Genomic DNA, 23,056 nt, shown 5'->3' on the forward strand with positions numbered 1-23,056 from the left:
ATGAGCGCACCCAACCCACCCGAGCGCACACCGAGCCACTGGGAGGAACTCACCGCGGCCGACCCCGCCCACTCCAGCTGGTACGTGCAGCGGTTCCGGACCCTGGCGGCCGATGGACACGACATCTTCGGTGAGGCACGGCTGGTCGATGCGATGCTGGGCCGGCGCGGACGCGTGCTCGACGCGGGTTGCGGTCCCGGACGCCTGGGCGGGCATCTGCACAATGCCGGTCATTCGGTCGTCGGCGTCGATGTGGATCCGGTATTGATCGCCGCCGCCGAAGCCGACTACCCCGGCCCCACCTGGCTGGTCGGCGATCTCGCGGAACTGGATCTGCCGTCCCGCAGCGTCGCCGGGGATTTCGATGTGATCGTCTGCGCGGGGAATGTGATGACGTTCCTGGCGCCGGTCACCCGGCCGGCGGTGCTGCGCGGATTCGCAAATCATCTGGCGCCGGCGGGCCGGTTGGTCACCGGTTTCGGTGCCGACCGCGGTTACGACTTCGCACAGTTCCGCACCGATGCCGCCGAGCAGGGCCTCGCCGTGGATCTCCAGTTGTCCACGTGGGACCTGCGGCCGTTCACCGACGAGGACTCGGAATTCCTGGTCGCGGTGTTCTCGCTCGCACACGCCGATCGGTGACGCTCTGCTGAGCACGCCCTGTTCGGCGAATCGCTACCGATTTCCGCGCTCCCACATCGGTGCGAGCCGCGCGGCGCCGGAACCCCGCGGCAAGTCGTCGAAACCGCGTGACCGACGACCGGCCCGCACGGGTCACCGGGGAATCGGACCCTGGTGTGCCCCACCAGGCAGCCCCGCGGCCTGCCCATCGCGCGGAGGCCGGCCGAAGAGTCGTGGGGACACTGCGCCGCAGCGGCGTGACAATGCCCGACGATGATGACCTGGGGGCGGTCGCCGAACTGCTCGTCCGGCTCGCACTGTCGCTGCTGCTGAACCCCGAGGGCCGACTCGATATCTCGGCCCCACCGCGATTCGCGAGTATTCCCGGCGCTATCCGGCACGGCTGGTGTGGTGACCCGGCTCCCGACCAGCGGGGCGGCAGTAACCCGGTCGGCGCGCGGTCGTATCGACCGGGACCGATCGGTTCGCACCCGCCGGAAGCCTGATACAACTGGCTGCGGACGTAGAGCGCCCTACGGCACCGAACGGGTACCGACCCGCGGATCGAGAGGTTGGACAGTGGACAACACTTCCTATCAGAAGTTGTTCGACCTGAGCGGGCGGACCGCGATCGTCACCGGGGGCACCCGCGGCATCGGGCTCGCGATCGCCGAAGGGTTCGCCTGCGCGGGTGCGCGACTCGTGGTCGCGAGCCGTAAACCGAGCGCCTGTGCACAGGCCGCGGCCCGCCTCCGCGAACTCGGCGCCGAAGCGATCGGTGTACCGGCCCATCTGGGCGAGGTGGACGCACTGCACGCCCTGGTCGATACCACCGTGGAAGCCTTCGGTGGTATCGATATCGTGGTCAACAACGCCGCCAATGCCCTCGCACAGCCGCTGGCGACCATGGAACCCTCGGCTGTCGAGAAGTCCTTCGGGGTCAATGTGCAGGGACCGCTGTTCCTGGTCCAGGCGGCTCTCCCGCAGCTGCGGGCCAGCACCCACGCCGCCGTACTCAATCTCGGCTCGGTCGCGGCGCTACAGTTCGCACCCGCGCTGTCGATGTACGCCGCGGGTAAGGCAGCCCTGCTGTCGTTCACCCGCTCCATGGCCGCCGAGTTCGCCGCCGACGGTATCCGGGTCAACGCCATGGCGCCCGGCGCGGTCGACACCGATATGGTCCGCAACAACCCGCCGGAAGTCGTCGAAGCCATGGCCGGCGCCACTCTGCTGGGCCGTATCGCCCGGCCGGACGAGATGGTCGGGACCGCGTTGCTGTTGTGTTCGGACGCCGGCAGTTTCATCACCGGACAGACCGTCCTCGTCGACGGCGGCACCGTCGCTCGCTGATCGCGCCAACCGAAGGAGAGATCCGTGCCCGCGCTGTCCACCGAATACCTGCCCTCCGGTGTCGTCGTACTGACGATCGACCGGCCGCATCGGCGCAATGCGCTGGACAATCAGACGGTCGCCGAACTGCATACCGTTCTCGACGAGGTCAACGGCAAACCCGAGGTCAGGGCACTCGTCGTCACCGGAGCCGGAGCCGGTTTCAGTGCCGGCGCCGATCTCGCGGCGCGGCCGGAGGACTTCACTGCCACCGATGCCACACCGATCGCGGCGCTGCTGGGCGCTGTCCGGTCACCCGTCGCCCGGATCTATGCCGCGCAAGAACTGATGGCGTCGGCATTCGAGAAGATCCACCGGCTGCGCCAGCCGGTGATCGCCGCGGTCGACGGCCCCGCGGTCGGCGGCGGGTTCGCGCTGGCGCTGGCCTGTGATATCCGCTACGCCGCCCGGGGCGCCTCCTTCGGCGCGGTATTCATCCGGCACGGGATCTCGGCCTGCGATATGGGGACCAGCTACCATCTGCCGCGGCTCGTCGGTGCCGCGCGCTCGGCCGAACTCCTGCTCACCGGGCGGGTTTTCGATGCCGAGGAAGCCTTGCGTATCGGACTGGTGCTCGAGGTCGTCGACAGCGACGATCTGCTCGGGCGAGCGGTCGCGAAGGCGGAGGAGATCGCCCGCAATTCCCCACTCGCGGTATGGATGACCAAAGAGACGATGTGGCAGACCGTGGACGCGCCGAGCCTTCGGCATGCGCTCGATCTGGAGAACCGCACCCAGGTGATGTGCAGCGCCACCGGAGACCTCGACGCCTCCTTCGCCGCCTTCCGGGACGGAACCGAGACCACCCAGAGCCGGCTCTGACCGGATACCGAGCCGTCGGGCCCCGCCCCACATCCGAACGGCCGATCACATCCTGTCGCTCCGACGCTCGAAATGCCCCCGCACAGCGGCTTTCTCAAAAGCACCACCGCCACTCGGCGGAGGATGGGAGTGTCACATCCGGCGGTGGGTCAGAAAGTCGGCAAGCGGCAAGGAGGCTGTTGTGACAGGTCCATATCGGCTGATCATCTGGGGCCCCGGCGATATGCGCGGTCGTGCTCTGCGCACCGCCCTCGAGTCACCCGACTTCGAGCGGTCTCGCAGTCGCCACTGTCGGTGCTGCGCACGGTGGCGGGGATGAAGGTCACCGGTGAGGCGTTCGGCCCCCGTTTACGCACCGCGCTCGACGCTTTACGGTTGGGTATGCGCGCCGTGGACTCCGCAATCGCGCGACCGCTACACCCCGGGCTCGAAGTACTGGCCGGTCTCCTCGCGGACCGGGCGATCCCCCGGCGGCAGTCCGGCTCCCGGCTACAGCGGGCATATCCGGCGGGCGGAGTATGCCTGCACGGCACCGGCCTGCATCCGGGACTGATGGTCGAACAGGTGCTGCTCCGGATGACCGCGCTACTCGACGAGGTGCACGAGGTGCGGTTCCTGGAGGTCGGGGACCTGTCCGCTGCCCCCGACGGTATGTGGGGCGGGCTGGAGAGCCTCGGATTCGGAATGCCGCTACCCGCGGTGGATTCCGGCCACGCGATAGGCCTCATGCAGCATTTCTACTTCGATGCGGTACTCGGCGATGTCGCCCACGCGTTGTACGGGGCCTGGTCCGACGCGGTCCGGGTCGAACGGCACCTCTACCCGGTTCCGGCGCGGGTGCGGGTGCGAGCCGGTGGCACTGTCGTCGAACCCGGCACGGTCGGCGCGATCCATATGATCTACCGCGGATACCTCGGTGATCACCTCTTCATGACCAACGAGGAGTGCTGGCACGTCGGGCAGGGCAATGCCCATCTGGGACAGGATCATCCGAGCAGCCCGGCGGGCGGGCACGTGATCACCCTCGACGGCCACCCCGGCACCATCGAGATGCGTAACGAAATGGACGCCGAGGCCTATAGCGCAGATTGGTCGGCCGTCACCGATATCTCGGTGGCGGCGATGCTCGGTGTGGTGCCCGAGTTGTGTGCCGCGCCACCCGGTGTGGTCATGCCGGACCTGCGTCCTCACTACCTTCTGGAGTCGTCATGAGTTCACCCACGCTCGCGGTCGCGGTGCTCGGCGCCGGCCCGTTCGCCGATCGGATCGCAGACCGGATCCGCGCGCGGCCGGACCTCGAGGTCTCCACGCGGGCGGAAGCCGCGCAGCCCCCGCCGGAGGGGACAGCGTGCGTGGTCTATGTACCGACATTCGCCGAGATCGCGGCGGGTACACCGGGAGATGTTCTGCCCCGGCTGCTGGGGGACGGCCACAACGTCATATCCACTGCCCCCTTGGACGGGCACGTACCACCGGCGGAGTTGCTGGACGCCTGCCGGATCGGTCGTTCCACCTTCCACGCCACCGGAGCCTTCCAGGCCACCATCCCGGCCCGGCTCATCCGTTCGCTGACCGAGGTGACCCGCGGTATCCGTCGCGTGGAACTGGTCGAGGAACTCGACCTCCCCGAGAACGGGGTGTACCCGTGGGGCACCCGGCACGATATCGGTATCGGAACCACCGGGTCCGAAACCGCCACCGCCTGCGCCGCCGCGGTCGACGGCTACTACGCGGCGGGTTTGCGCGTTCTCGACGAGGCGGTGTTCCAGAGCGCCGCGAGCACAACCGCGACACCCAGCCGTTCGGTCGAGGTGATCACGAACGATTCCGGGACCGTCCAGAAGGTGATCGTCGACCGGGGACTCGGGCCCGGGTTGAGCTACCGGTCGATCTGGACCACCTCCACCGCGGACCGGGCGCCGCTGCGGTATCAGCTCATCACGACGACCGATACCGCGAAGGGTACGGCCAACGTCCGGTTCCGGTTCACCGACGGACTCCATCCCGCCGACCACCTGACCTGTGTGAACGTGATCGAGGCGCTGCGCCCGGTGCACGAGCACGGTCCCGGGATAGCCCACCGGGATCTGTCGATCACCCGCGTCATGTCCGACGCGCGGCTCACCAGCTGATCCGGTTACGGCCGAGCCACCCGGAGTCGGGGCGCTTCACCCCGCGCCGCCATATCCGGCCCGGGCTCTCGCAGGCCGCTGCCAACGACTCGTAGGCGCGCACTACGTCCGGCGGACTCGTTCCGGCACCCGGCCGCGGCGTGTGTCATGTTCCGGCACCGACGACCGAAGGTCTCGAAATCATCTATTCCGGTGGCCGCGCCCGGCCCCGTGATCCATGGGTGCGATGCTGGACAGCGGAACGAATGATCGCCCGGTTCCCGCGGTCGATCGATACCCCGGTCGACCTCGGACCGCCGCAGTGGACACCCTCTCCGAAATTCAGTGCACATCGAACTCTCTGAACCCCGGCTTGCCCGCGGCAGGCGGTGAAAGGTGAGCAACATGAAGCTGACAGTCATCGGCGGCACCGGCCGGATCGGATCGCAGGTCGTCGCGAAGCTGAAAGCGGCCGGTCACGACCCCGTCGCCGCCGCACCGTCCACCGGCGTGGACCTGATCACCGGAACGGGTATCGACCAGGCGGTGGCGGGGGTCGACGTAGTGGTGAACCTGGCCAACTCGCCGACCTTCGACGAGTCCTCGCTGGATTTCTTCCGCACTTCCATGAACAACCTGGTAGCCGCCGGTGACCGGGCCGGAGTCAAGCACCAGGTCGTGCTTTCGATCGTCGGCGTGGACAGAGTTCCGCAGCTGGATTACTACCGCGCCAAGACCTTGCAGGAGGAGTTGCTCCGGCAGGGCCCCACGCCTTATTCCATCGTGCGCGCCACCCAGTTCTTCGAGTTCATGGACTCGGTGATGTCCTGGTCCGCCGACGACACGACTGTCCGGCTACCCGCGACTCGGCTACAGCCGATGGCGGCCGCGGATGTCGTCGACGCGGTGGTCGGCGTCGCGGTCGGCGCCCCGCTACAGGGCATCCGCAATATCGCCGGTCCCGATGTCCTCCCGCTGGACGAGATCGGCCGGATGACCCTGATCGCCCGGCACGACGACCGAATCGTCGTCACCGACGAGACAGCCGGTATGTTCGCCGCGATCACCGGTGACGAACTCGTCGCCGGGCCGGATGCGCACCTGGCCCCCACCCACTACCGGGACTGGCTCGGTACGAACCGCTGACCGGAACCTTCCGGCCCGGGTGCGCACGTGGTCGGGCCGGAAGGGCCGCATCCGAAGCCGCCGCGGTATTCCGGCCTCCGATCGGAACAAATCCGTGGTCCCCGCGAAAGGTACTCGGCGATGATCATCCGGTGGTGCCGAATACAGACGACCGCCGAGAGCCCGGACCGATCGCCTCCGCCGGCGGGCTCATCCGCCGGGTCGCGGGGCCGGACCGCACCGTATCCCGGGTGCCCGGCGACCACCCGCCCACCGTTCGAACGGCGGTCTCCGCCGATATCGACCATATCGTCGCCGTCCGGCACCAGGTGGCCGAGGAAGGCAGATGGATCGGAGCCGAAGTACCGTTCGATACCGCCGAGGCCGCCCGCCGAACCCGCACCGCGATCGAGGACGCCGAGTACGGAGTGTTCGTCGCCGAGATGGACAACGCGATCGTGGGCACCGCCACCGTCGACTTCACTTCCCGGGGCGTGACGAGCTTCGGCATGATGCTCCTGGGCTCGTATCGTGGCCGCGGTATCGGCACGCTGCTGCTCGACCGGGTGATCGGCTGGTCCCGCGCACACGGCGCGCACAAGGTCTCGCTACAGGTATGGCCCCACAACGAACCGGCGCTCGCGCTGTACACCCGAGCCGGATTCGAGATCGAGGGCATCCTGCGAGCTCATTACCGCCGCCGCAACGGCGAACTGTGGGACGCGGTAATGATGGGACTGCCGTTGTCCCGTCCGGCCGGCGCTCACGAGTAGGTCGACCCTCTTCCTGAAGCGGCCTTCAGGCCATTTCAGGCTCCTTTCAGCACCTCACTGCGACAGTAGCGGCCGGTAGCAGACGACGGTGAAAGGGAATACAGATCATGAACCCGACGGTCCGTATCGAGGGACACCCTTATCGAGTAGTGGGAAGGACTCGCTTGCAGGCGGTCTCGCGGGCGAGCTACGGGAAGTATCGGTTCGTCCTGCGTCGACTGACGGACGGGTCGCTGTGGACAGCGTTCGACAGCCGGATCACCCCGGCTTCGGAGCTGATGCCACACCGTCCCTGCTCGTGAACGTTTCACGGAACGGACAATTGCCGCCGAGAAGTTATGTACCAGTTATAGATCAGTTATCGAACGAACAGAAATGCCACGACAGACAGGCCCGGAATTTGAATCGCCTCCGTTTCACGAAAGATGTTTGACACGATCCGCAACGGGCACTATCCAACAGTGCGGGGACAGTGGCGATTCCGGCCCTTCGACGCACATCCGTCCACCCATCGGAGCCACGCCGGTTCCGCAACATAGACAATGCAATGTTGCGGAACCAATATTTCGTGCAGCGCCAATGTGATTGAAACCACAGGGTTTTAGGCAAATGATCAGCACACCGCAGCGCGGTATGCGTCGTACTGTCAAGCCCTACAATGAAACTCCGGATTTCCCGGCCGAACGTTGGATGGACATGCTTCACCTCGAACACTTTGCGTTCGGCTGGTTGACACCCGCCCTCGCCTACTTCCTCTCGGCCACCGGTTGCGCCATCGGATTACAGTGCACCAGGCAGGCACGCTACGGCCGGCGCCGAGCGGTCTGGCTGATCCTGGCCGCCGTCACTATCGGCGGCACCGGTATCTGGGTCATGCATTTCGTGGCGATGCTGGGCTTCTCCATAGACGGCGCGCAGATTCGTTTCGATGTACCGCTCACCCTGCTGAGCGCGGCCCTCGCGATCGGCGTGGTCGGTATCGGGCTATATCTGGTGACCACCCCGGGCTCCGGCCTACCCGCACTGCTGACCGGTGGCGCGATCACCGGACTCGGTATCGGAGCGATGCACTTCACCGGCATGTACGCGATGCGCACGGACGTCCATATCGAATACGACGCCGCCCGGGTAGCGCTTTCGCTGGTGATAGCCACCGTCGCGGCCACGGCCACCCTCTGGTTCAGCATGCGGTCCTGGGGATTGCCGTCCACCCTGGCCGCCGCCCTGATCATGGCCGCGGCGGTGGCGACGATGCACTACACCGGTATGTCCGCCATGCACGCGCATGCCGTTACCGATGCGGCTCCCCCCGAGGGCGCCGAGCCGCTCCAGGTACTGGGTCCACTACTCGGTGCCATCAGCGTCGTCACCGTGGTCCTGCTGATCGGTGTGAGCATGGCACTGACGAATCCACACGGGCCCACCGACCCGGCCACCACGAGCACCGGGGAACGGCGCCCGGTCCGCTGAGTACGCCAACAGGCGGGATACCGTCCCAGCGATTCGGCACGAGATCCACTGACAATGCCACAGCCTGATGTCCGGCGAACCCGTTCGCGACAGTGGCGACCGGCACGCTCCGATGAATCGGCCGGCGGGTCGGGATGATCCGGGAACGCACTTGCGGCGGTGCAGCCCTGGCGGTGGCGGGCCGGTCGGACACCGGTAGCCGGCTCGGCATCCGATTCGGAAGGACGGCTGGTCCACGGGCGGCGGCTCGACCATATTCGCCACTCGACAAAGTCGAGGCCGCCCTCGACTTCATGCTACCTTCGAACCCGAGGGGGGCCTCGAATTAGCTGAAGGGAAAATCATGCCTGCCAAGGGAACGGCTGTGATCGTCGGTGTCGGACCGGGTCTGGGAATGTCCATGGCCCGCCGCTTCGGCAGCGAAGGCTATCGAGTAGCGCTGCTGTCGCGTAGCGATACCCGACACGACGACTACCGGCGGGATCTGGCCGGTCGCGGTGTCGACGCCGAGACCTACACAGTCGACGTCACCGATCGGCCCCGGTTGCGCTCGGTACTCGGCGAAATCGGCAGAGAGGATATCGATCTGGTCTACTACGGCCCCGGCCCGGTCCAGCATCCGACGCCGATCACCGAGGTGGATTCGGCGACCGCCGAAGCGGCGTTCTCCTGGGTGTGGCCCGCGATCGACGTCGTGAGCGCAGTGCTTCCCGGAATGCGGGCCCGAGGCCGGGGTGGCCTACTGTTCGCGGGCGGGCTCTCCAGCGTGCGGCCGATGCCTGCCCTCGGTCAGCTCGCACTGGCCGCCGCGGCGCTGCGGAACTATGCCATAACCCTGCACACGGCAGTCGCCGACGACGGCCTGTACGCGGGCACCCTCACCATCGGCGGAGTTGTGGAGCGCGGCGATATCCACGCGTTGATCAGCGCCGACGCCGCGCGTTACGGCTCACTCGCCGGCCATACCCTGGATCCCGACCGGATCGCCGATATCGCCTGGGAGATGTTGCGGACGCGCGATCAAGCCGAAAAGGTATTCGACGCGCTCGACTGAGCGCACACCTTCTCCCTCTACCTGCGCCCAGGGCGGACCATCCCTATCGCCGACGACAGCTGGATCCCGCCGATCATCACCCGACAGGGAACTGCGGGCCGCGTATTGTCGGTCCATCGAAAAGCCACTCATAAACATTTCTGCTCGTCCACGCGTGGCCGCGCAGAGCTTCGGCCGCCGCTCACGCGAGCCGGGCGAGAGCGGCTTGCGCGGCATGGAATCCGCCCATACCGTGGACGCCCGCACCCGGCGGCGTCGCGGACGAAGACAGATAGACGCCGGGCACACCCAGCGTGTCCGGACTCATCGCGACCCTGGGGCGGAAAGCGATCTGCTGTGCGGTGTTGGCCCCCGCACTGATGTCGCCGCCGACGTAGTTGGCGTTGTACGCCTCCAGCGCCGCGGGGTCGCGGGTGGAGACCGCCACGATCCGCTCCCGGAACCCGGGCGCGAAACGTTCGATCTGGCCGATGATCGCGTCGGTGGCGTCGCCGGCGAAGGCGTGCGGCACGTGCGCGTAGGCGTAGACCGGATGCACCGCCCCACGGGACCGGGTCGCGTCGATCAGATATTGCTGACCGAGCAGGACGAAAGGACGCTCCGGCATTCCGCAGTCCGCCGAGCGAGTCGAGATGGAGTGATCCACGTCACTGGTCACTACTGTCAGGAATTCGGGGGCTGTCTCGTTCAGGGGGCACGCGAACCAGACAGGAGCGAACCATGCAGCACCGCATCGTCGTCCTCGGGGCCGGATACGCCGGAGCCTTCTCCGCCGGGTACCTGGCCCGTCAACTCCACTCCGACGATTTCGAGATCACCGTCGTCAACGCCGAACCCGATTTCGTCGAGCGGCTGCGCCTGCATCAGCTCGCGGCCGGGCAGGACCTCCGCCACCGACCACTGGCGAAGGTATTCGCGGGCACCGGCATCCGGCTACGACCGGCCCGGGTGACCCGCGTCGACCCCGAGCATCGGACGGTCACAGTCACCGACGCCGAGGGCGTCGACCGGCTCGAATACGACACCCTCCTCTACGCGCTCGGCAGCACCGCTGCCGACCACGGCATTCCGGGCGTCGACCAGCACGCCTTCCCCGTGGCCGCGCGGCCGTCCGCGTTACGTCTGCGCGCACGCCTGGATGAGCTGGGCGAGGACGGAAAGGTGCTGGTGGTCGGCGGCAATCTGACCGCGATCGAGGCCGCCACCGAGATCGCCGAATCCCGTCGAGGACTTCGGGTCAGCCTCGCCACCAGCGGCGAGCTGGGCGGTTGGCTGGGCGCGACAGCGCGCCGGCACATGTTGCGCGCCTTCGATCGGTTCGGCATCACGATCCATGAGCACACCACCATCGAACGCGTCGAGGAGGACTCTGCCGTCGCCGCCGACGGCACCGCTCTCGCCTCCGACGCGACCGTCTGGGCCGCCGGCTTCGCCGTCCACCCGATTGCCGCTGCCAGCGGCCTCGCGGTGGTTGGCAACGGCCAGATCAGGGTCGACCGTCAGATGCGGTCGGTCTCGCATCCGGATGTCTACGTTGCCGGTGACAGTGCCTTCGTCATCGGCGAGAACGGTCGGCCTTTGCCGATGTCCTGCGCCTCCGCGGGATTCACCGGCATGCAGGCGACAGCCGCGATCATCGGGGACCGGACCGGGCGCAAGATCCCGACGACCTCACTGTCGTATGTCGGCAACCACATCAGCCTCGGCCGCAAGGACGGGATCTTCCAGCTGGTCGACGGTGACGCGCGATCGAAGACGTGGGCCCTGCGTGGCCGGACGGCCGCGCGCGTCAAATCGGCAATCCTCGAGGCCGCCGCCTGGACCTCGAGCCACCCGACCCTCGGAAGGCCGAGTCACAAATACCGCTCGGCCACCAGTCGACAGCACTCGACCGACGTGGTCCCCGCATAGAGTCGCGATATGGACACTGCCACGGTGGCGCGTTTCGAGGCCAGCCGCAATCGGCTGGCCTCGCTCGCCTACCGTCTGCTCGGCTCGGCCGCCGACGCCGAGGACACGGTGCAGGACGCGTTCCTGCGCTGGCAGGCCGCCGACCGGGAGTACGTCGAGGTACCCGAGGCATGGCTGACCAAGATCGTCACCAACCTGGCGCTCGACCGGCTCCGTTCGGCGAAGGTGCGGCACGAACGTGCCGTCGGCGCCTGGATGCCCGAACCGCTGCTCGACGGCGACCCGATGCTGGGTCCGGCCGATACCGTCGAGCAGCGCGAATCGGTGACCCTGGCGGTGCTGACGCTCATGGAGCGTCTGTCGCCGACCGAACGGGCCGTTTATGTGCTGCGCGAGGCCTTCGCGTACAGCCACGCCGAGGTAGCCGAGATTCTCGGCATCACCGAGTCCGGGAGTCAGCAACACACCCACCGGGCCCGGCGCCGAATCGCCGCCGCCGGCGACGGCACTGATATCGACAAGGCCGCCGCACGTCGAATCGTCGAGGCATTCGTCGATGCCGCCGCCTCGGGCCGGACCGAACGGCTGGTGGCACTGCTGACCGAGGACGCGACCGGTATCTCCGACGGCGCCGGGCTGGGATCGGCCGAGAAGCTGATCCGGTACTCCACCCCGCAGCGGATCGCCGGTGCGGTGCGGGCCGGTTTCAAACCGTCTCCGGCCAAGCGCAGACTCGCCGGCGGCTCGCCCTCGATCCATTCCGGCGTGGTCAACGGCTGCCCGGCCATGCTCGCCACACTCGACGACCGGGTGGTGGGTGTCGTGATCCTGGAAGTCCGGGACGACAAGATCGCGGGCGTGCGCGGTATCGCCGCCCCGGACCGACTGGGGCGTCTCACCGAGGAATGGCAGCGGCAGGGGCATCATGTCCCCCTGATCGAATCGTGGTGACCGGCCGTCCGACACCGACTGGTCATTCATCGGCTCGAAGCCGAGGGGCTCCTCGAATTTGTAGGATGGCGACTGTGACCAAACCCCTGCGCCGCGACGCCGCCCGGAACCGGGAGAAAGTACTCGTCGCGGCCGCCGCGGTGTTCACCGAACAGGGGCTGGGCGGATCACTGGAAGAAGTGGCGCGGCGGGCCGGCGTCGGCATCGGCACGGTGTACAACCATTTCCCGAACCGGGATTCGCTGATCGACGCATTGCTTCCGGCGCGTGTGGCGGCGCTCGACGAGCTGGCCACGGCCTCGAACGCCGAACCGGACCCCTGGCGCGCGTTCACCGGATTCGTGTCCCAGTTGCTGGATCGGATGACCGCGGACCGCGGACTCCTCGAGGCGATCACCGGCGACCATCCGGCGGCCGAGCACCTGGTCGAGGCATGTCACCGGGGTATGGCCCAGCTGTCCCGGCTACTCGAACGCGCCCGGGCGGCAGGGGTGCTGCGCCGGGAAGTCACCGACGATGATGTCGTGCATCTGATCTGGGCGCTGTCGCTGCTGGGCGACGCCGCGGGGCCGGAGGCGGCCCACCGCTGCCTGGACCTGGCGCTGGACGGGCTGCGCGCCGGGAGCTGAATCCGCCCGGACGGATTCGCTCTCCGTGCGAACGGTCACGGCGGTGCCGGTGATCCGCGAGGGATCATCGGCACCGCCGTGACCGGTGGAGGTCGTCAGTGGACGGGATCAGTAATAATGCCGCCGACCGGCGACAGGGCGGCCCACCGAACCGGCGATGGCCAATACCGCGCCGACGACGAGGAGCACGAGGCCGATGGTGGTGAGTACGCCGATACCGAGCAGGTAACCGACAATGAGCAGAACGAGTCCGAGAACGATCATGACACCGACTTTCTGTTTCGAGATTCGATATCCGGGGAGCCCCGGAACTACTTGGCCGCCGCCGCGCCCTTGTCGGATTTGCGCAGCAGCTTGCTCATCGACCAGGCCGGAGCACGCGCCCCGGCAGGCGCCGGGGCAGGCTTCTTCGCCGGCTCCTTGGTCTTGGCGAGATCCCGCTGGACCGCGGCGATCTCCTTGCGCGACTGCCGGAGTTCGCGCCGCGTCGCCGCACCCTTGCGAGTGGAACGCCACGCACCGGCGGCGACGAGACCGACCCCCACCCCACCGACCACACCGACGGTGATGCCGATGAGGAACAGTTCACCGGTGGTGCCGGCGAAATGGTAGTCGAAGACAGAGAAGTCACTGGTCAGACGATTGACATCACTGGTATTGGCTGCGACACCGGCGACGCCGGCGGCAACCGCCGCGACGGCGATCACGAGCCCGAGAACAACGATCATGGCAATTCCCATGGGTAGAGGGACCTTATGCTCCCGCTATTCCCGGCCGATGCGATGTCAAACCCGGCGAAGCCCAAGTCCGCCAGCCGGATTCACCGGAGGTTCGGCCCCGGACCAGGTCCGGCCGGAATTCAGGCGAACAGATCGCGTACGAACGGCACCGAATCCGGAAGGGAATCGTTGACCGCTCCGTCGTGATCGGTGGGGATCACCACACCGTCGGTCACCAGTTCGTCGCCGAGCGGGGACAGGCATGCGGTGCGCGCTCGTTCCAGCCAGTACCGGCCGGAGTCGGTCAGCAGGGATTCGATATTCAGTTCGGGATAGGTGGTGCGCAGACCGTTGAGCAGGTACAGGGCGTAGCCCGTGGTGTGCGCGCCCAGTTTCACAGGCGGCACGCCCGGGCCCCATCAGCGAGAAGGTGCGGATACCACACCCTCGACTCCCCGGACCACCGGTGGCAGAACCTGTTTCCCAGCGCGCGAGCGAAGCGGCCCCCGGCGACGGCGCATTGCGCGCGTACGGTGCTGGTACACCCCGGCCGCGCGATGCCGGGGACGATCGGAAGAGAGCGCGATGTCCTCGTACACGGGAGTCACCGGGCGGACCTATGTCGTCACCGGCTCGGCCTCCGGTATCGGTGCCGCCACCACGGCACTGCTACGGGACCGCGGCGCGACAGTGATCGGATGCGATCTCGACGACGCCGAGATCCGGGCCGATCTGTCGGTAGCCGCCGGCCGGCGGGCGCTCGTCGACGGAGTGCGCGGATACGGAGCGATAGACGCGGTACTCGCCGTCGCCGGCGGTGGTAGAACCGGACTGCTCGAGACCAACTACTTCGGAGCCGTGGCCACCCTCGAGGGCCTGCGCCCGCTGCTGGCGCAGAGTCCGGCGCCCCGCGCCGTGGTCGTATCGTCGACCTCGTCGCTGGCCCCGGCGGACGAGCGCATCGTGGCCGCCTGTCTCGACGGTGACGAGGCGGCCGCGGTGGCTCACCTCGAAGCCGATCCGGAGGCCGGCGGCCGCACCGGCGGCTACGGTATCGCCAAGCGCGCGTTGAACCGGTGGGTGCGCAGAATGGCTCCGACCGCCGAGTGGGGCGGCGCCGGAATAGCACTCAACGCGGTGGCACCCGGTGTGGTCGACACCCCCGCGGCCGCGTGGATTCTCGCCGACGACGAGGTTCGGCGCACGGTCGAGGAGTCCTCCCCGCAACCGTTCGGCGGATTCCCGGGGCGGCCCGAGTGGATCGCCGAACTCATCTGCTGGCTGGCCGGGGCCGATAATCGTTTCGTCACCGGGCAGATCATCTTCGCCGACGGGGGCACGGAGGCGGCGGCGATCGGCGACCGGCACTGGCTGTGACAGCCCGGCCGGTCAGCGGGGCAGGCCCGCGATATCGGCCATGACCTCCATCTGATGGTCGAAGTAGGGCGCGGGGTTGTCGAGCACGGTCTCCAGACGACCGAAGACTTCGAAGCCGACCAATCCGAACAGCTGGGTCCAACCGGCGAACACCCGGCCCAGGCGTGCCTCGGATATCGGACCCGGGCGCTGCTCGATCAAGCGGCGCAGGTCGGTGCGAAGCACTTCGGGAACATCGTCGGGAACCGGATCGAGGCGCTCCGCCCCGTCGACGACGATATCGACGAGCAGCAACACCACCCGGGCAGCCGGTTCCACCGTTTCTCCGGGAGCCGTGTAACCGGGTATCGGATTCCCGTAGAGCAGACCGTATTCGGCCGGATTGGCCAGGGCCCATTCCCGGACGGCCCGGCAGACTCCCATCCACCGCTGCCGCAGCTGCGCGCGCGGTACCGCGGAATCGGCGGCGGCCGCCGCGGCCGCCAAGTCCTCGTAGGCGTCGGTGATCAGGGCGGTCAGCAAGGCGTCGCGACTCGGGAAGTAGCGGTACAACGCCGAGGCGACGATCCCCATATCGCGAGCCACGCCGCGCAGTGACAGGTTCGCACCCTCCCGTGCGACGTGGGCACGCGCCACCTCCTTGATCTCGCGGATCATTTCCGAACGCACTCGGGCGCGCAACGAGGGGGCGGGCATCCGTCCAGTATGGCATGCGCGAGAACGGCAGCACAAAACGAGAACACTGTTCTTGACCGATCGAGCACGGCCATCTACCCTGATCCCAATAGAGAACAGTGTTCTCTCCAACGAAAGGTATTGCGCCATGCCACTTCACATCGTCATCGGAGCCGGACCCGTCGGTTCGGCCGTCGCCCGGCTGCTCACGGGCCGGGGTGAGCGGGTACGCCTGATCACCCGAAGCGGTAGCGGACCGGTACAGGACGGAATCGAGCGAATCGCGGCGGATGCCACCGATGCCACGGCGCTCGCCGAACACGCCCGCGGCGCGGTCGCCCTGTACAACTGCGCGGGTCCGGCATACCACCGTTGGGCCACCGATTGGCCACCGCTCGGCGCCGCGGCCATCGGCGCCGCGGAGAGCACCGGCGCGGTCCTCGTGAGCACCGGCAACCTCTACGGTTACGGCCCGGTCGACGGTGCGATGACCGAACAGCTCCCACTGCGGCCCACTTCGGTGAAGGGCCGAATACGTGCCGACCTGTGGACCGCCGCGCTCGCGGCGCACGAAGCCGGACGGATCCGCACCACGGAGGTACGCGGATCCGACTACCTCGGCGCGGATACGACCACTCCGTTCAGCGTTCTGGTGTTGCCGAAAGTCCTCGCCGGACGCGCCGCGTCGATACCGGCCGACCCGGATGCCCCGCACAGCTGGACCCAGGTATCCGATGTGGCGAAGCTCCTGGTCACTGTGGCCGCGGACGAGAACGCGTGGGGCCGGCCGTGGCATGTCCCCACCGCGCCGCCGCTCTCGGTCCGCGCGCTCGCCGAACGTGCCGCGGAGCTGGCCGGGGCGCCGCGTGCGCGTGTGCGCGCCATGCCCGGTTTCCTGCTCCGGCTCGCCGGACTGGCGGACCCCGCCGCGCGAGAGATGATCGAAATCCAGTACCAGCTCCGCGAACCGTTCGTCCTCGACTCCTCCGCCGCTACCAATGCGTTCGGGCTCGAACCGTCGCCGATCGACGCGGGACTACGCGAGATGATCACCGGCGTACGCACCCCGGTGAGCTGAAATCGCGCCGGACCGCGTCTCCGGTGCTCGACCCATGGATGCCGCCCGCCGCCGGGGCGGACGGTCCACCGGAATCACTGTGCGCGCAACGTCGTTTCCAGCTCCGCGAGAGTGGCCCGCAATTCTTCCGGCGAGTTGTCCTTGAAGATCCCGTCGTATCCGGATTCCGCCCGGATCGCGGCCTCCACGGCGGGATCGTGATACAGCTCGGCGAGTGCGAGCAGGGTCGGATCGTCCTTGTCCTCGGCCCGGGCGGCGAAGATATTGATGTACTGGGTCAGTTCGGGACGCTGCGGATCGTCGGTGTAGATCACATCATCGGCGGTGAGACCGGCCGGAACGGCGAATGTATCGTCCACGAAGGCGGCGTCCACACTGTCCAGGGATGGCGCGGTCAGGGTCGGGTCGATCGGGGTCAGCCGTACCCGCGACGCCGCCGTGTCCACATCCTCGATTCGCGAATCCCAGCTCGGCCCGCCCTTCAGGACGATCAGCCCCGCCGCGGCCAGACCCAGCAGCGGCCGCACATGGTTGGCCGGGTTGTTGCTCAGGGTGATCTCGCCGCCGGGCGGGATATCGGCCACCGACTCGTGTTTCTTCGAGTAGAGGGTCAGCGGGAAAATCTCGGTGGCGCCGATGGGCGTCAGGTCATCGTTGTCGGCGACGTTGTAGTTGGCCAGATAGCGCACATGCTGGAACTTGTTGAGGTCGATACGGCCCTGCGACAGCGCCGGGTTCGGCTGGTTGTAGTCGGAGAAGTTGACGAACTCCACGGCGATCCCGCGTTCGGCCGCCTTCGCCCGATACACCCCCCAGTGCGGCAACGCCAGATCGTTCACCCCGATCCGCACCACATCCGGGTCGCTGTCGGCACCACACGCGGGTAACAGCGCGGCCAGCGCGAGCAGGACCGGGATAACGGCAGAACGACGCAGACCTCGCATTGTGCGCAAACTAGGCGGTCATATACCCGCCGGACCAGAATTTCGTTCAGGGCAATCCCAACCGTTGCCATCCCGGCACGGTCGCCGCTTGGATGGTCGAGTCCACACGACCACGATCATTCGGGAGCAGGCGTTGAAATTCCCTCGGGTACTGGCGATCCCAGCGTTGACCATCGCTGCGGCGCTCGCCCTCACCGGCTGCGGCGGTCCTGACGCCGCTTCGGGTGATGTGGTACGGATCGGGACCACCGAGAGCGATCGGGCGTGGGACGTGTTCGAGCAGAAGGCCCAGGACGCGGGTATCACGCTGCAGATCACGAACTACTCCGACTACTCGCAGCCCAATATCGCGCTGTCGCAGGGTCAGATCGATATCAATCTCTTCCAGCATCTGCAGTTCCTCGGCGAATACAACGTCGCGAACAATGCCGATCTGACGCCGATCGGCGCCACCCAGGTCGTTCCGCTGGGCCTGTACTCGAAGAAGCACAAAACAGTTGGCGATATCCCCTCCGGTGGTGAGATCGCCATCCCCAACGACCCCTCCAACCAGGCGCGCGCACTGTTCGTCCTGGAGGCGGCCGGCCTGGTGAAACTGTCCTCGGACACCCTGGCGCCCTCCCCCGCCGATATCGATCGGGGTGCGTCCAAGGTGAAGGTGACTCCCGTCGACGCGGCGCAGACCGCACTGTCGCTGGCCTCGGTGGACGGCTCCATCATCAACAACACCTACCTGGAGCGGGCCGGTATCGACCCCCTTTCGGCCCTGTACAAGGACGACCCGTCCAGCCCGGGCGCCGAACCGTACATCAACGCATTCGTCACCCGCGCCGAGGACAAGGCCGACCCCACCTACCAGCGACTGGTGGAGATCTGGCACGACCCCGAGATCCAGCAGGCGGTTTCCGAAACGTCCAAGGGCACCTCGGTGGAGGTCCGGCGCAGCGGCCCCGACCTCGAACCCGTTCTGCAGCGGGTCCAGCAGACGATCCGCGACGGACAGTGACCGCAACGCCGACCGGCCCGGAGACCGCGGTACCCGCGGTCGAATTCCGATCGGTGACCAAGGTGTTCGGGACGGGAAAGCGCGAAGAGACAGCCCTGTCCGAGATCGATCTCAGGATCGAGAAGGGCGAGATATTCGGCGTGATCGGCTACTCCGGAGCGGGTAAGAGCACTCTCGTGCGGCTCATCAACGCTCTGGAGAAGCCGACCAGCGGCACCATCGAGATCTCCGGTACCCCGATCACGGGTGTCTCCGAGGCCCGGGTGCGCCGGATCCGCCGAGATATCGGCATGGTCTTCCAGCAGTTCAACCTCTTCCGCTCACGTACCGCTGCCGGAAATATCGAGTATCCGCTGAAGGTGGCGGGCTGGCCGCGTGCGAAACGCAAGGAACGGCTCGCCGAGTTGCTGGAGTTCGTCGGCCTGTCCGACAAGGCAGGCAGCTACCCGGACCAGTTGTCGGGCGGCCAGAAACAGCGGGTGGGAATCGCGCGAGCGCTGGCCACCTCGCCGGCGCTGCTACTGGCGGACGAAGCCACCTCGGCGCTGGACCCGGAGACCACCGGTGAGGTGCTGCGCCTGCTGCGCAAGATCAACACCGAACTGGGGGTGACCATCGTGGTCATCACCCACGAGATGGACGTCATCCGGGCGGTGGCCGATCGGGTCGCGGTACTGGCCGAGGGCCGGATCGTGGAACTGGCGAATACCTTCGACGTGTTCGCCGCACCCCGCTCGGCGCCGACTCGATCGTTCGTCGACACCGTGCTGCACAATCGCCCCGCGCCCGAGGAACTGCGCCGCCTGGACGAACTGCACCGGGGCCGGCTGGTGACCGTCGATATCGACGACACCCGGGGTATCGGGCCCGCGCTCGCCACCGCCGCACACGCCGGGGTGGGTTTCGAAGTGGTGTACGGCGGAGTGAGCACCCTGCAGGACAAGACCTTCGGCAGTATCACCCTCGCCCTCGACGGTCCGGAGGAGGCCGTATCGAAGGTGATCGCCCAACTCGAGCAGCGGTAGCGAGGATCCGGATGAATACCGATTGGGACAAGCTGCGGCCCATCCTCACCGAGGCCATCGGCACCACCATCTATCTCGTACTGCTCACCTTCGTGGTGGGCGGGATCATCGGGCTGTTCCTGGGCACCGCCCTCTACACCACCCGCAAAGGTGGGCTACTGGCCAACAGCCCGATCAACTGGGTACTCAATGTGCTGGTCAACATCGTGCGGCCGATTCCCTTCATCATCCTGCTGGCCGCACTGGGACCCGTGACGCTCGAGGTGGTGGGCACCACCATCGGCACCGAGGCGGCAGCCTTTGTCATGATCGTGGCCGCCTCCTTCGGGATCGCCCGGATCGTCGAACAGAACCTGGTCACCGTGGATCCCGGCGTGATCGAGGCCGCGCGAGCCATGGGGGCGGGGCCGCTGCGGATCATCCTGACGTTGCTCATCCCCGAAGCGCTGGGCCCGTTGATCCTCGGGTACACCTTCATCATCATCGCCATCGTCGATATGTCCGCCATGGCGGGCACGGTCGGTGGCGGCGGGCTCGGTGATTTCGCCCTGGTGTACGGGTATCAGCGGTTCGATTGGGAGGTCACGCTGGTGGCCACACTTCTCATCATCGCCGGTGTGCAGGGCATCCAGTTCCTCGGCAACTGGACCGCGCGCAAAGTGCTGCGCCGCTGAGATACCGCGGGGGCGCGGCTCAGCGACGGATCGGCCGCGCCTCGGCCAGGATCGCCTCGACCGTCTCGTCGACGGTGAGATCGGAGGTGTCGAGCCAGGTGCCCAGCCGTGGCGTTGTCTCGCGGAGCACGGTATCGAGCGTGGATACGCTGAACTCGCCGTAGGCGTTCTTGTCCCGGCCCGCCTCGCGTGCGGCGACCGCCTCGCTGTGCGGGGCCAGGACGACGACATAGAGCGGATCGGTCCGGATCCGCTCTATCGTCCACGGCAGGAATTCGCCGAGCACCACGTCCTGGAGAATCGCGGTGAACCCGGCGTGCGCGTACTCGTCGGCGGTGGCCGCGGCCAGCCGATGCCGCAGCCGCAACTGTTCGAGGGCGGCGGGTGTGGGTTGCGCACTCATCTCCGCGCGCCCGTTCACCACGAACCTGCGGAAGGCGTCTCCGCGTACATGGGCGGAGCGCGGTAACCGTTCGGCGAGTGCCTGGGCGACAGTGGATTTGCCCGCGGCTTGGATACCGGTGATCAGATAGACGGCCGACATGAGGCCATGGTCGCAGAACTGTGGTCCGGGGCGCGGCTCGGGCTCACCGTCCCCACTCGCACCGGTCGGCTGTTCAGGCGGGGACGATCCGGACCGGCATCTCCACGATCCCGGCGAACTGGTAGGAACGCGGCCGGGGTGTCGGGCCGGTGATCTCGATCCGGGCGACACGTTCGGCCAGCGCTTCGAAAGGTTCAGGCGCGCGGCAGCACGCCCACGAGCGCCGCGGTGAAGGAGTCCCGCAGCGCGTCGCGCAGCTCCATATGGAGCACGCCGAGAGCGGGCTCGTCCGCGTAGGCGGCGAGGAGGCTGGGCGGCGGCGGGACGTACGCCGACAGGGCACCGGCCGAGACCAGGCTCATCAGGCAGAACAGCTGCGCGCCGTCGCCGAGCTCCGGCAGGTGACGGCGCACGAGATCGACCATGGCCGCAAGCCTCGTGAGGGAGGAACGCTTGTGCCGCTTGACCACCTCGACCGAGACATTGCGCTCGAGGACGCCACCCTGCGCGCCGAAGAGGTCGCAGAGCACGACCCGCTCCGCCAGTGACCGGCTGAGGATCTCGGCCAGTTGACCCGCCCGCACTTCCGGCGCCGCCCGCGCCTCGACGCCTGCGGCCAGTTCGTCCGCCAGCTCGGCGAGCCAGCTCCCCAGGAAGACATCCTGCAGTTCGAGCAGCACCGCCTCGCGCGACTCGAAATACCGCAGGACGTTCGACTTGGCCAGGCCCACCCGTCGGCTGAGCTCGTTGAGGCTCACCTCGGCCACGGGCATCTCGTCGAGCATCGCCGCCGCCGTGTCCAGGATCGCCCGGCGGCGAATCTCCCGCTGCTCCTCGCTACGCGCCCGCTGAAATGTCACGCCTTCACCCTAGCTTAAAGACCACCGGTTCCTTGACAGAAGACCGCCGGTCTTTTAGGTTGAGTTCGTAAAAGACCGACGGTTCTTAATGAGGAGTACATTATGAGCGGCAACTGGACCGAGCAACACATCCCCGACCAGCACGGCCGGGTGGCGATCGTGACCGGCGCGAACACCGGGCTGGGTTTCGAGACCGCCCGGATGCTCGCCGCACGCGGGGCGGCGGTGGTCCTGGCCGTCCGTAACATCGAGAAGGGCAGGCAGGCAGCCGCCCGCATCACCGGCGATGTCACCGTCCAGGCCCTCGACCTGACCTCCCTGGACTCGATCCGGTCCGCGGCGGCCGACCTGCGCGCCGCCCACCCGCGCATCGACCTCCTCATCAATAACGCGGGCGTGATGTACACCCCGCGGCAGACCACCGCCGACGGCTTCGAGCTGCAGTTCGGCACCAACCACCTCGGCCACTTCGCCCTGACCGGCCTGCTGCTGGACCGGCTCCTGCCCGTCCCCGGCTCCCGCGTCGTGACGGTCAGCAGCACCGGCCATCGCATCCGGGCCGCCATCCACTTCGACGACCTGCAGTGGGAGCGCTCGTACAGCCGCATGGCCGCCTACGGCCAGTCCAAACTCGCCAACCTTATGTTCACGTACGAACTGCAGCGTCGGCTCGCATCGCACGGCACCACCGTCGCGGTCGCCGCCCACCCCGGCGTGTCCAACACCGAACTCGTCCGCAACACGCCCACCGTGCTCCGCCTGCCCATCACCCGGCTCGCGCCACTGCTCACCCAGAGCGCCGATATGGGCGCCCTGCCCACCCTGCGCGCCGCCACCGACCCGGCCGTCGTCGGCGGCCAGTACTACGGCCCCGGCAACCGCGGGGAGATCCGGGGATATCCGAAGCTGGTCACCTCCAGCCCCGACTCCCATGACCGAGCGGCCCAACAGCGCCTGTGGACCGTCTCCGAGGAGCTCACCGGCGTGACGTTCCCCCTCCACCGGGCCGTATGGTGACCCGCGTCCGGGCGGGACGAACTGCGTAGCTATCGTCTCCTCCGACGACAAAGCGGCACTGCTGAAAACGCTGGGCTGCGATATCGTCATCAACCGCACCGAACTGGGGATCGGCGGCGGGGAACGCAGTCCGCAGGAAACCGTCGCGGCCGCCGAACGGCTCGGCCGGGCGATCCGGTCCGCCGTACCGAAGCGGGTGATCGGCAGTCACGCCATGAACCTCGAAGAGGCAGCGGAGATGATCCGGCTGTTCGATATCGGCCGACTCGCCCCGCACACAG

The 23,056-nt window shown here is 67.6% G+C and carries 26 protein-coding genes and 1 pseudogene; 19 read left to right on the top strand and 8 right to left on the bottom strand.

Annotated features, from left to right (window positions below):
* The 10 genes from IEY68_RS06320 to IEY68_RS06365 all read left to right on the top strand — a co-directional run bounded on the left by IEY68_RS06320 (position 1) and on the right by IEY68_RS06365 (position 9,365).
* Complete coding sequence (locus IEY68_RS06320) at positions 1-642, top strand: class I SAM-dependent methyltransferase (protein ID WP_062996951.1); 642 nt, start codon at positions 1-3, stop codon at positions 640-642.
* 242 nt (positions 643-884) lie between these two features.
* The gene (locus IEY68_RS06325) at positions 885-1,127 is read left to right on the top strand and encodes a hypothetical protein (protein WP_062996949.1); all 243 of its coding nucleotides are present in this window, start codon (positions 885-887) and stop codon (positions 1,125-1,127) included.
* A gap of 73 nt (positions 1,128-1,200) precedes the next feature.
* A complete protein-coding gene (locus IEY68_RS06330) occupies positions 1,201-1,971 on the top strand; it encodes an SDR family NAD(P)-dependent oxidoreductase (RefSeq protein WP_062996947.1) in 771 nt (256 codons plus the stop codon).
* A 33-nt stretch (positions 1,972-2,004) separates the two neighbouring features.
* Entirely contained in the window at positions 2,005-2,832 is an 828-nt protein-coding gene (locus tag IEY68_RS06335) for an enoyl-CoA hydratase/isomerase family protein (protein WP_062997220.1), read from the top strand.
* Between the two features lie 315 nt (positions 2,833-3,147).
* Positions 3,148-4,044: a hypothetical protein gene (locus IEY68_RS06340; protein ID WP_189094087.1), complete on the top strand. Its 897-nt coding sequence runs from the start codon at positions 3,148-3,150 to the stop codon at positions 4,042-4,044.
* Positions 4,041-4,964: a hypothetical protein gene (locus IEY68_RS06345; protein ID WP_062996943.1), complete on the top strand. Its 924-nt coding sequence runs from the start codon at positions 4,041-4,043 to the stop codon at positions 4,962-4,964. Before IEY68_RS06340 ends, IEY68_RS06345 begins: the two co-directional genes overlap by 4 nt.
* 384 nt (positions 4,965-5,348) lie before the next feature.
* Positions 5,349-6,089 (top strand): SDR family oxidoreductase, encoded by a 741-nt coding sequence (locus IEY68_RS06350; RefSeq protein ID WP_062996939.1) that lies wholly within the window; start codon positions 5,349-5,351, stop codon positions 6,087-6,089.
* Positions 6,090-6,223: 134 nt separating this feature from the next.
* A complete protein-coding gene (locus tag IEY68_RS06355) occupies positions 6,224-6,841 on the top strand; it encodes a GNAT family N-acetyltransferase (protein WP_062996937.1) in 618 nt (205 codons plus the stop codon).
* 609 nt (positions 6,842-7,450) lie between these two features.
* The gene (locus tag IEY68_RS06360; RefSeq protein ID WP_229718643.1) at positions 7,451-8,311 is read left to right on the top strand and encodes an MHYT domain-containing protein; all 861 of its coding nucleotides are present in this window, start codon (positions 7,451-7,453) and stop codon (positions 8,309-8,311) included.
* Positions 8,312-8,654: 343 nt separating this feature from the next.
* A complete protein-coding gene (locus tag IEY68_RS06365; RefSeq protein WP_062996935.1) occupies positions 8,655-9,365 on the top strand; it encodes an SDR family NAD(P)-dependent oxidoreductase in 711 nt (236 codons plus the stop codon).
* A gap of 181 nt (positions 9,366-9,546) precedes the next feature.
* Here IEY68_RS06365 and IEY68_RS06370 read toward each other — a convergent pair.
* Positions 9,547-9,972: pseudogene (locus IEY68_RS06370) on the bottom strand (phytoene desaturase family protein); the annotation flags it as partial.
* 113 nt (positions 9,973-10,085) lie between these two features.
* Here IEY68_RS06370 and IEY68_RS06375 point away from each other — a divergent pair.
* From IEY68_RS06375 to IEY68_RS06385, 3 genes are all read left to right on the top strand, one after another.
* On the top strand, positions 10,086-11,276 hold the full coding sequence (locus IEY68_RS06375) for an NAD(P)/FAD-dependent oxidoreductase (protein WP_062996931.1): 1,191 nt from the start codon (positions 10,086-10,088) through the stop codon (positions 11,274-11,276).
* A 9-nt stretch (positions 11,277-11,285) separates the two neighbouring features.
* Positions 11,286-12,227, top strand: coding sequence for a sigma-70 family RNA polymerase sigma factor (locus tag IEY68_RS06380; protein WP_062996929.1), 942 nt, complete (start codon positions 11,286-11,288; stop codon positions 12,225-12,227).
* Positions 12,228-12,301: 74 nt separating this feature from the next.
* Positions 12,302-12,856 (top strand): TetR/AcrR family transcriptional regulator, encoded by a 555-nt coding sequence (locus IEY68_RS06385; protein WP_062997216.1) that lies wholly within the window; start codon positions 12,302-12,304, stop codon positions 12,854-12,856.
* 108 nt (positions 12,857-12,964) lie between these two features.
* Here IEY68_RS06385 and IEY68_RS06390 read toward each other — a convergent pair whose 3' ends face one another.
* The 3 genes from IEY68_RS06390 to IEY68_RS06400 all read right to left on the bottom strand — a co-directional run bounded on the left by IEY68_RS06390 (position 12,965) and on the right by IEY68_RS06400 (position 13,982).
* Positions 12,965-13,120: a DUF6131 family protein gene (locus tag IEY68_RS06390; protein WP_189094088.1), complete on the bottom strand. Its 156-nt coding sequence runs from the start codon at positions 13,118-13,120 to the stop codon at positions 12,965-12,967.
* Positions 13,121-13,167: 47 nt separating this feature from the next.
* Positions 13,168-13,584: a hypothetical protein gene (locus tag IEY68_RS06395; protein ID WP_189094089.1), complete on the bottom strand. Its 417-nt coding sequence runs from the start codon at positions 13,582-13,584 to the stop codon at positions 13,168-13,170.
* A gap of 131 nt (positions 13,585-13,715) precedes the next feature.
* Positions 13,716-13,982: a hypothetical protein gene (locus tag IEY68_RS06400; protein ID WP_189094090.1), complete on the bottom strand. Its 267-nt coding sequence runs from the start codon at positions 13,980-13,982 to the stop codon at positions 13,716-13,718.
* A 178-nt stretch (positions 13,983-14,160) separates the two neighbouring features.
* Here IEY68_RS06400 and IEY68_RS06405 point away from each other — a divergent pair, with 178 nt between their 5' ends.
* Positions 14,161-14,952: an SDR family oxidoreductase gene (locus IEY68_RS06405; RefSeq protein WP_062996923.1), complete on the top strand. Its 792-nt coding sequence runs from the start codon at positions 14,161-14,163 to the stop codon at positions 14,950-14,952.
* A gap of 12 nt (positions 14,953-14,964) precedes the next feature.
* Here IEY68_RS06405 and IEY68_RS06410 read toward each other — a convergent pair whose 3' ends face one another.
* Complete coding sequence (locus tag IEY68_RS06410; RefSeq protein ID WP_062996921.1) at positions 14,965-15,648, bottom strand: TetR/AcrR family transcriptional regulator; 684 nt, start codon at positions 15,646-15,648, stop codon at positions 14,965-14,967.
* Positions 15,649-15,775: 127 nt separating this feature from the next.
* Here IEY68_RS06410 and IEY68_RS06415 point away from each other — a divergent pair, with 127 nt between their 5' ends.
* Positions 15,776-16,705, top strand: coding sequence for an NAD-dependent epimerase/dehydratase family protein (locus IEY68_RS06415; RefSeq protein ID WP_062996919.1), 930 nt, complete (start codon positions 15,776-15,778; stop codon positions 16,703-16,705).
* Between the two features lie 74 nt (positions 16,706-16,779).
* Here the strand turns inward: IEY68_RS06415 and IEY68_RS06420 are convergent, their stop codons facing one another.
* A complete protein-coding gene (locus IEY68_RS06420) occupies positions 16,780-17,649 on the bottom strand; it encodes a MetQ/NlpA family ABC transporter substrate-binding protein (protein WP_062996917.1) in 870 nt (289 codons plus the stop codon).
* A gap of 133 nt (positions 17,650-17,782) precedes the next feature.
* Between IEY68_RS06420 and IEY68_RS06425 the strand changes: the two genes are divergently transcribed.
* From IEY68_RS06425 to IEY68_RS06435, 3 genes are read left to right on the top strand one after another with little or no spacing between them, the layout of a single operon-like run.
* A complete protein-coding gene (locus tag IEY68_RS06425) occupies positions 17,783-18,655 on the top strand; it encodes a MetQ/NlpA family ABC transporter substrate-binding protein (RefSeq protein ID WP_062996915.1) in 873 nt (290 codons plus the stop codon).
* Positions 18,652-19,680, top strand: coding sequence for a methionine ABC transporter ATP-binding protein (locus tag IEY68_RS06430; RefSeq protein ID WP_062996913.1), 1,029 nt, complete (start codon positions 18,652-18,654; stop codon positions 19,678-19,680). Before IEY68_RS06425 ends, IEY68_RS06430 begins: the two co-directional genes overlap by 4 nt.
* An 11-nt stretch (positions 19,681-19,691) precedes the next feature.
* Positions 19,692-20,354: a methionine ABC transporter permease gene (locus IEY68_RS06435; protein WP_062996911.1), complete on the top strand. Its 663-nt coding sequence runs from the start codon at positions 19,692-19,694 to the stop codon at positions 20,352-20,354.
* A gap of 19 nt (positions 20,355-20,373) precedes the next feature.
* Here the strand turns inward: IEY68_RS06435 and IEY68_RS06440 are convergent, their stop codons facing one another.
* Together IEY68_RS06440 and IEY68_RS06445 are read right to left on the bottom strand one after the other, a co-directional pair.
* Positions 20,374-20,898, bottom strand: coding sequence for an AAA family ATPase (locus IEY68_RS06440; RefSeq protein ID WP_062996909.1), 525 nt, complete (start codon positions 20,896-20,898; stop codon positions 20,374-20,376).
* 194 nt (positions 20,899-21,092) lie between these two features.
* Complete coding sequence (locus IEY68_RS06445; protein WP_062996907.1) at positions 21,093-21,758, bottom strand: TetR/AcrR family transcriptional regulator; 666 nt, start codon at positions 21,756-21,758, stop codon at positions 21,093-21,095.
* 102 nt (positions 21,759-21,860) lie between these two features.
* Between IEY68_RS06445 and IEY68_RS06450 the strand changes: the two genes are divergently transcribed.
* A complete protein-coding gene (locus tag IEY68_RS06450; RefSeq protein WP_062996905.1) occupies positions 21,861-22,775 on the top strand; it encodes an SDR family NAD(P)-dependent oxidoreductase in 915 nt (304 codons plus the stop codon).
* Positions 22,776-23,056: the final 281 nt, after the last annotated feature.

Source organism: Nocardia jinanensis, assembly GCF_014645735.1.
In the GTDB taxonomy this organism is placed as follows: domain Bacteria; phylum Actinomycetota; class Actinomycetes; order Mycobacteriales; family Mycobacteriaceae; genus Nocardia; species Nocardia jinanensis.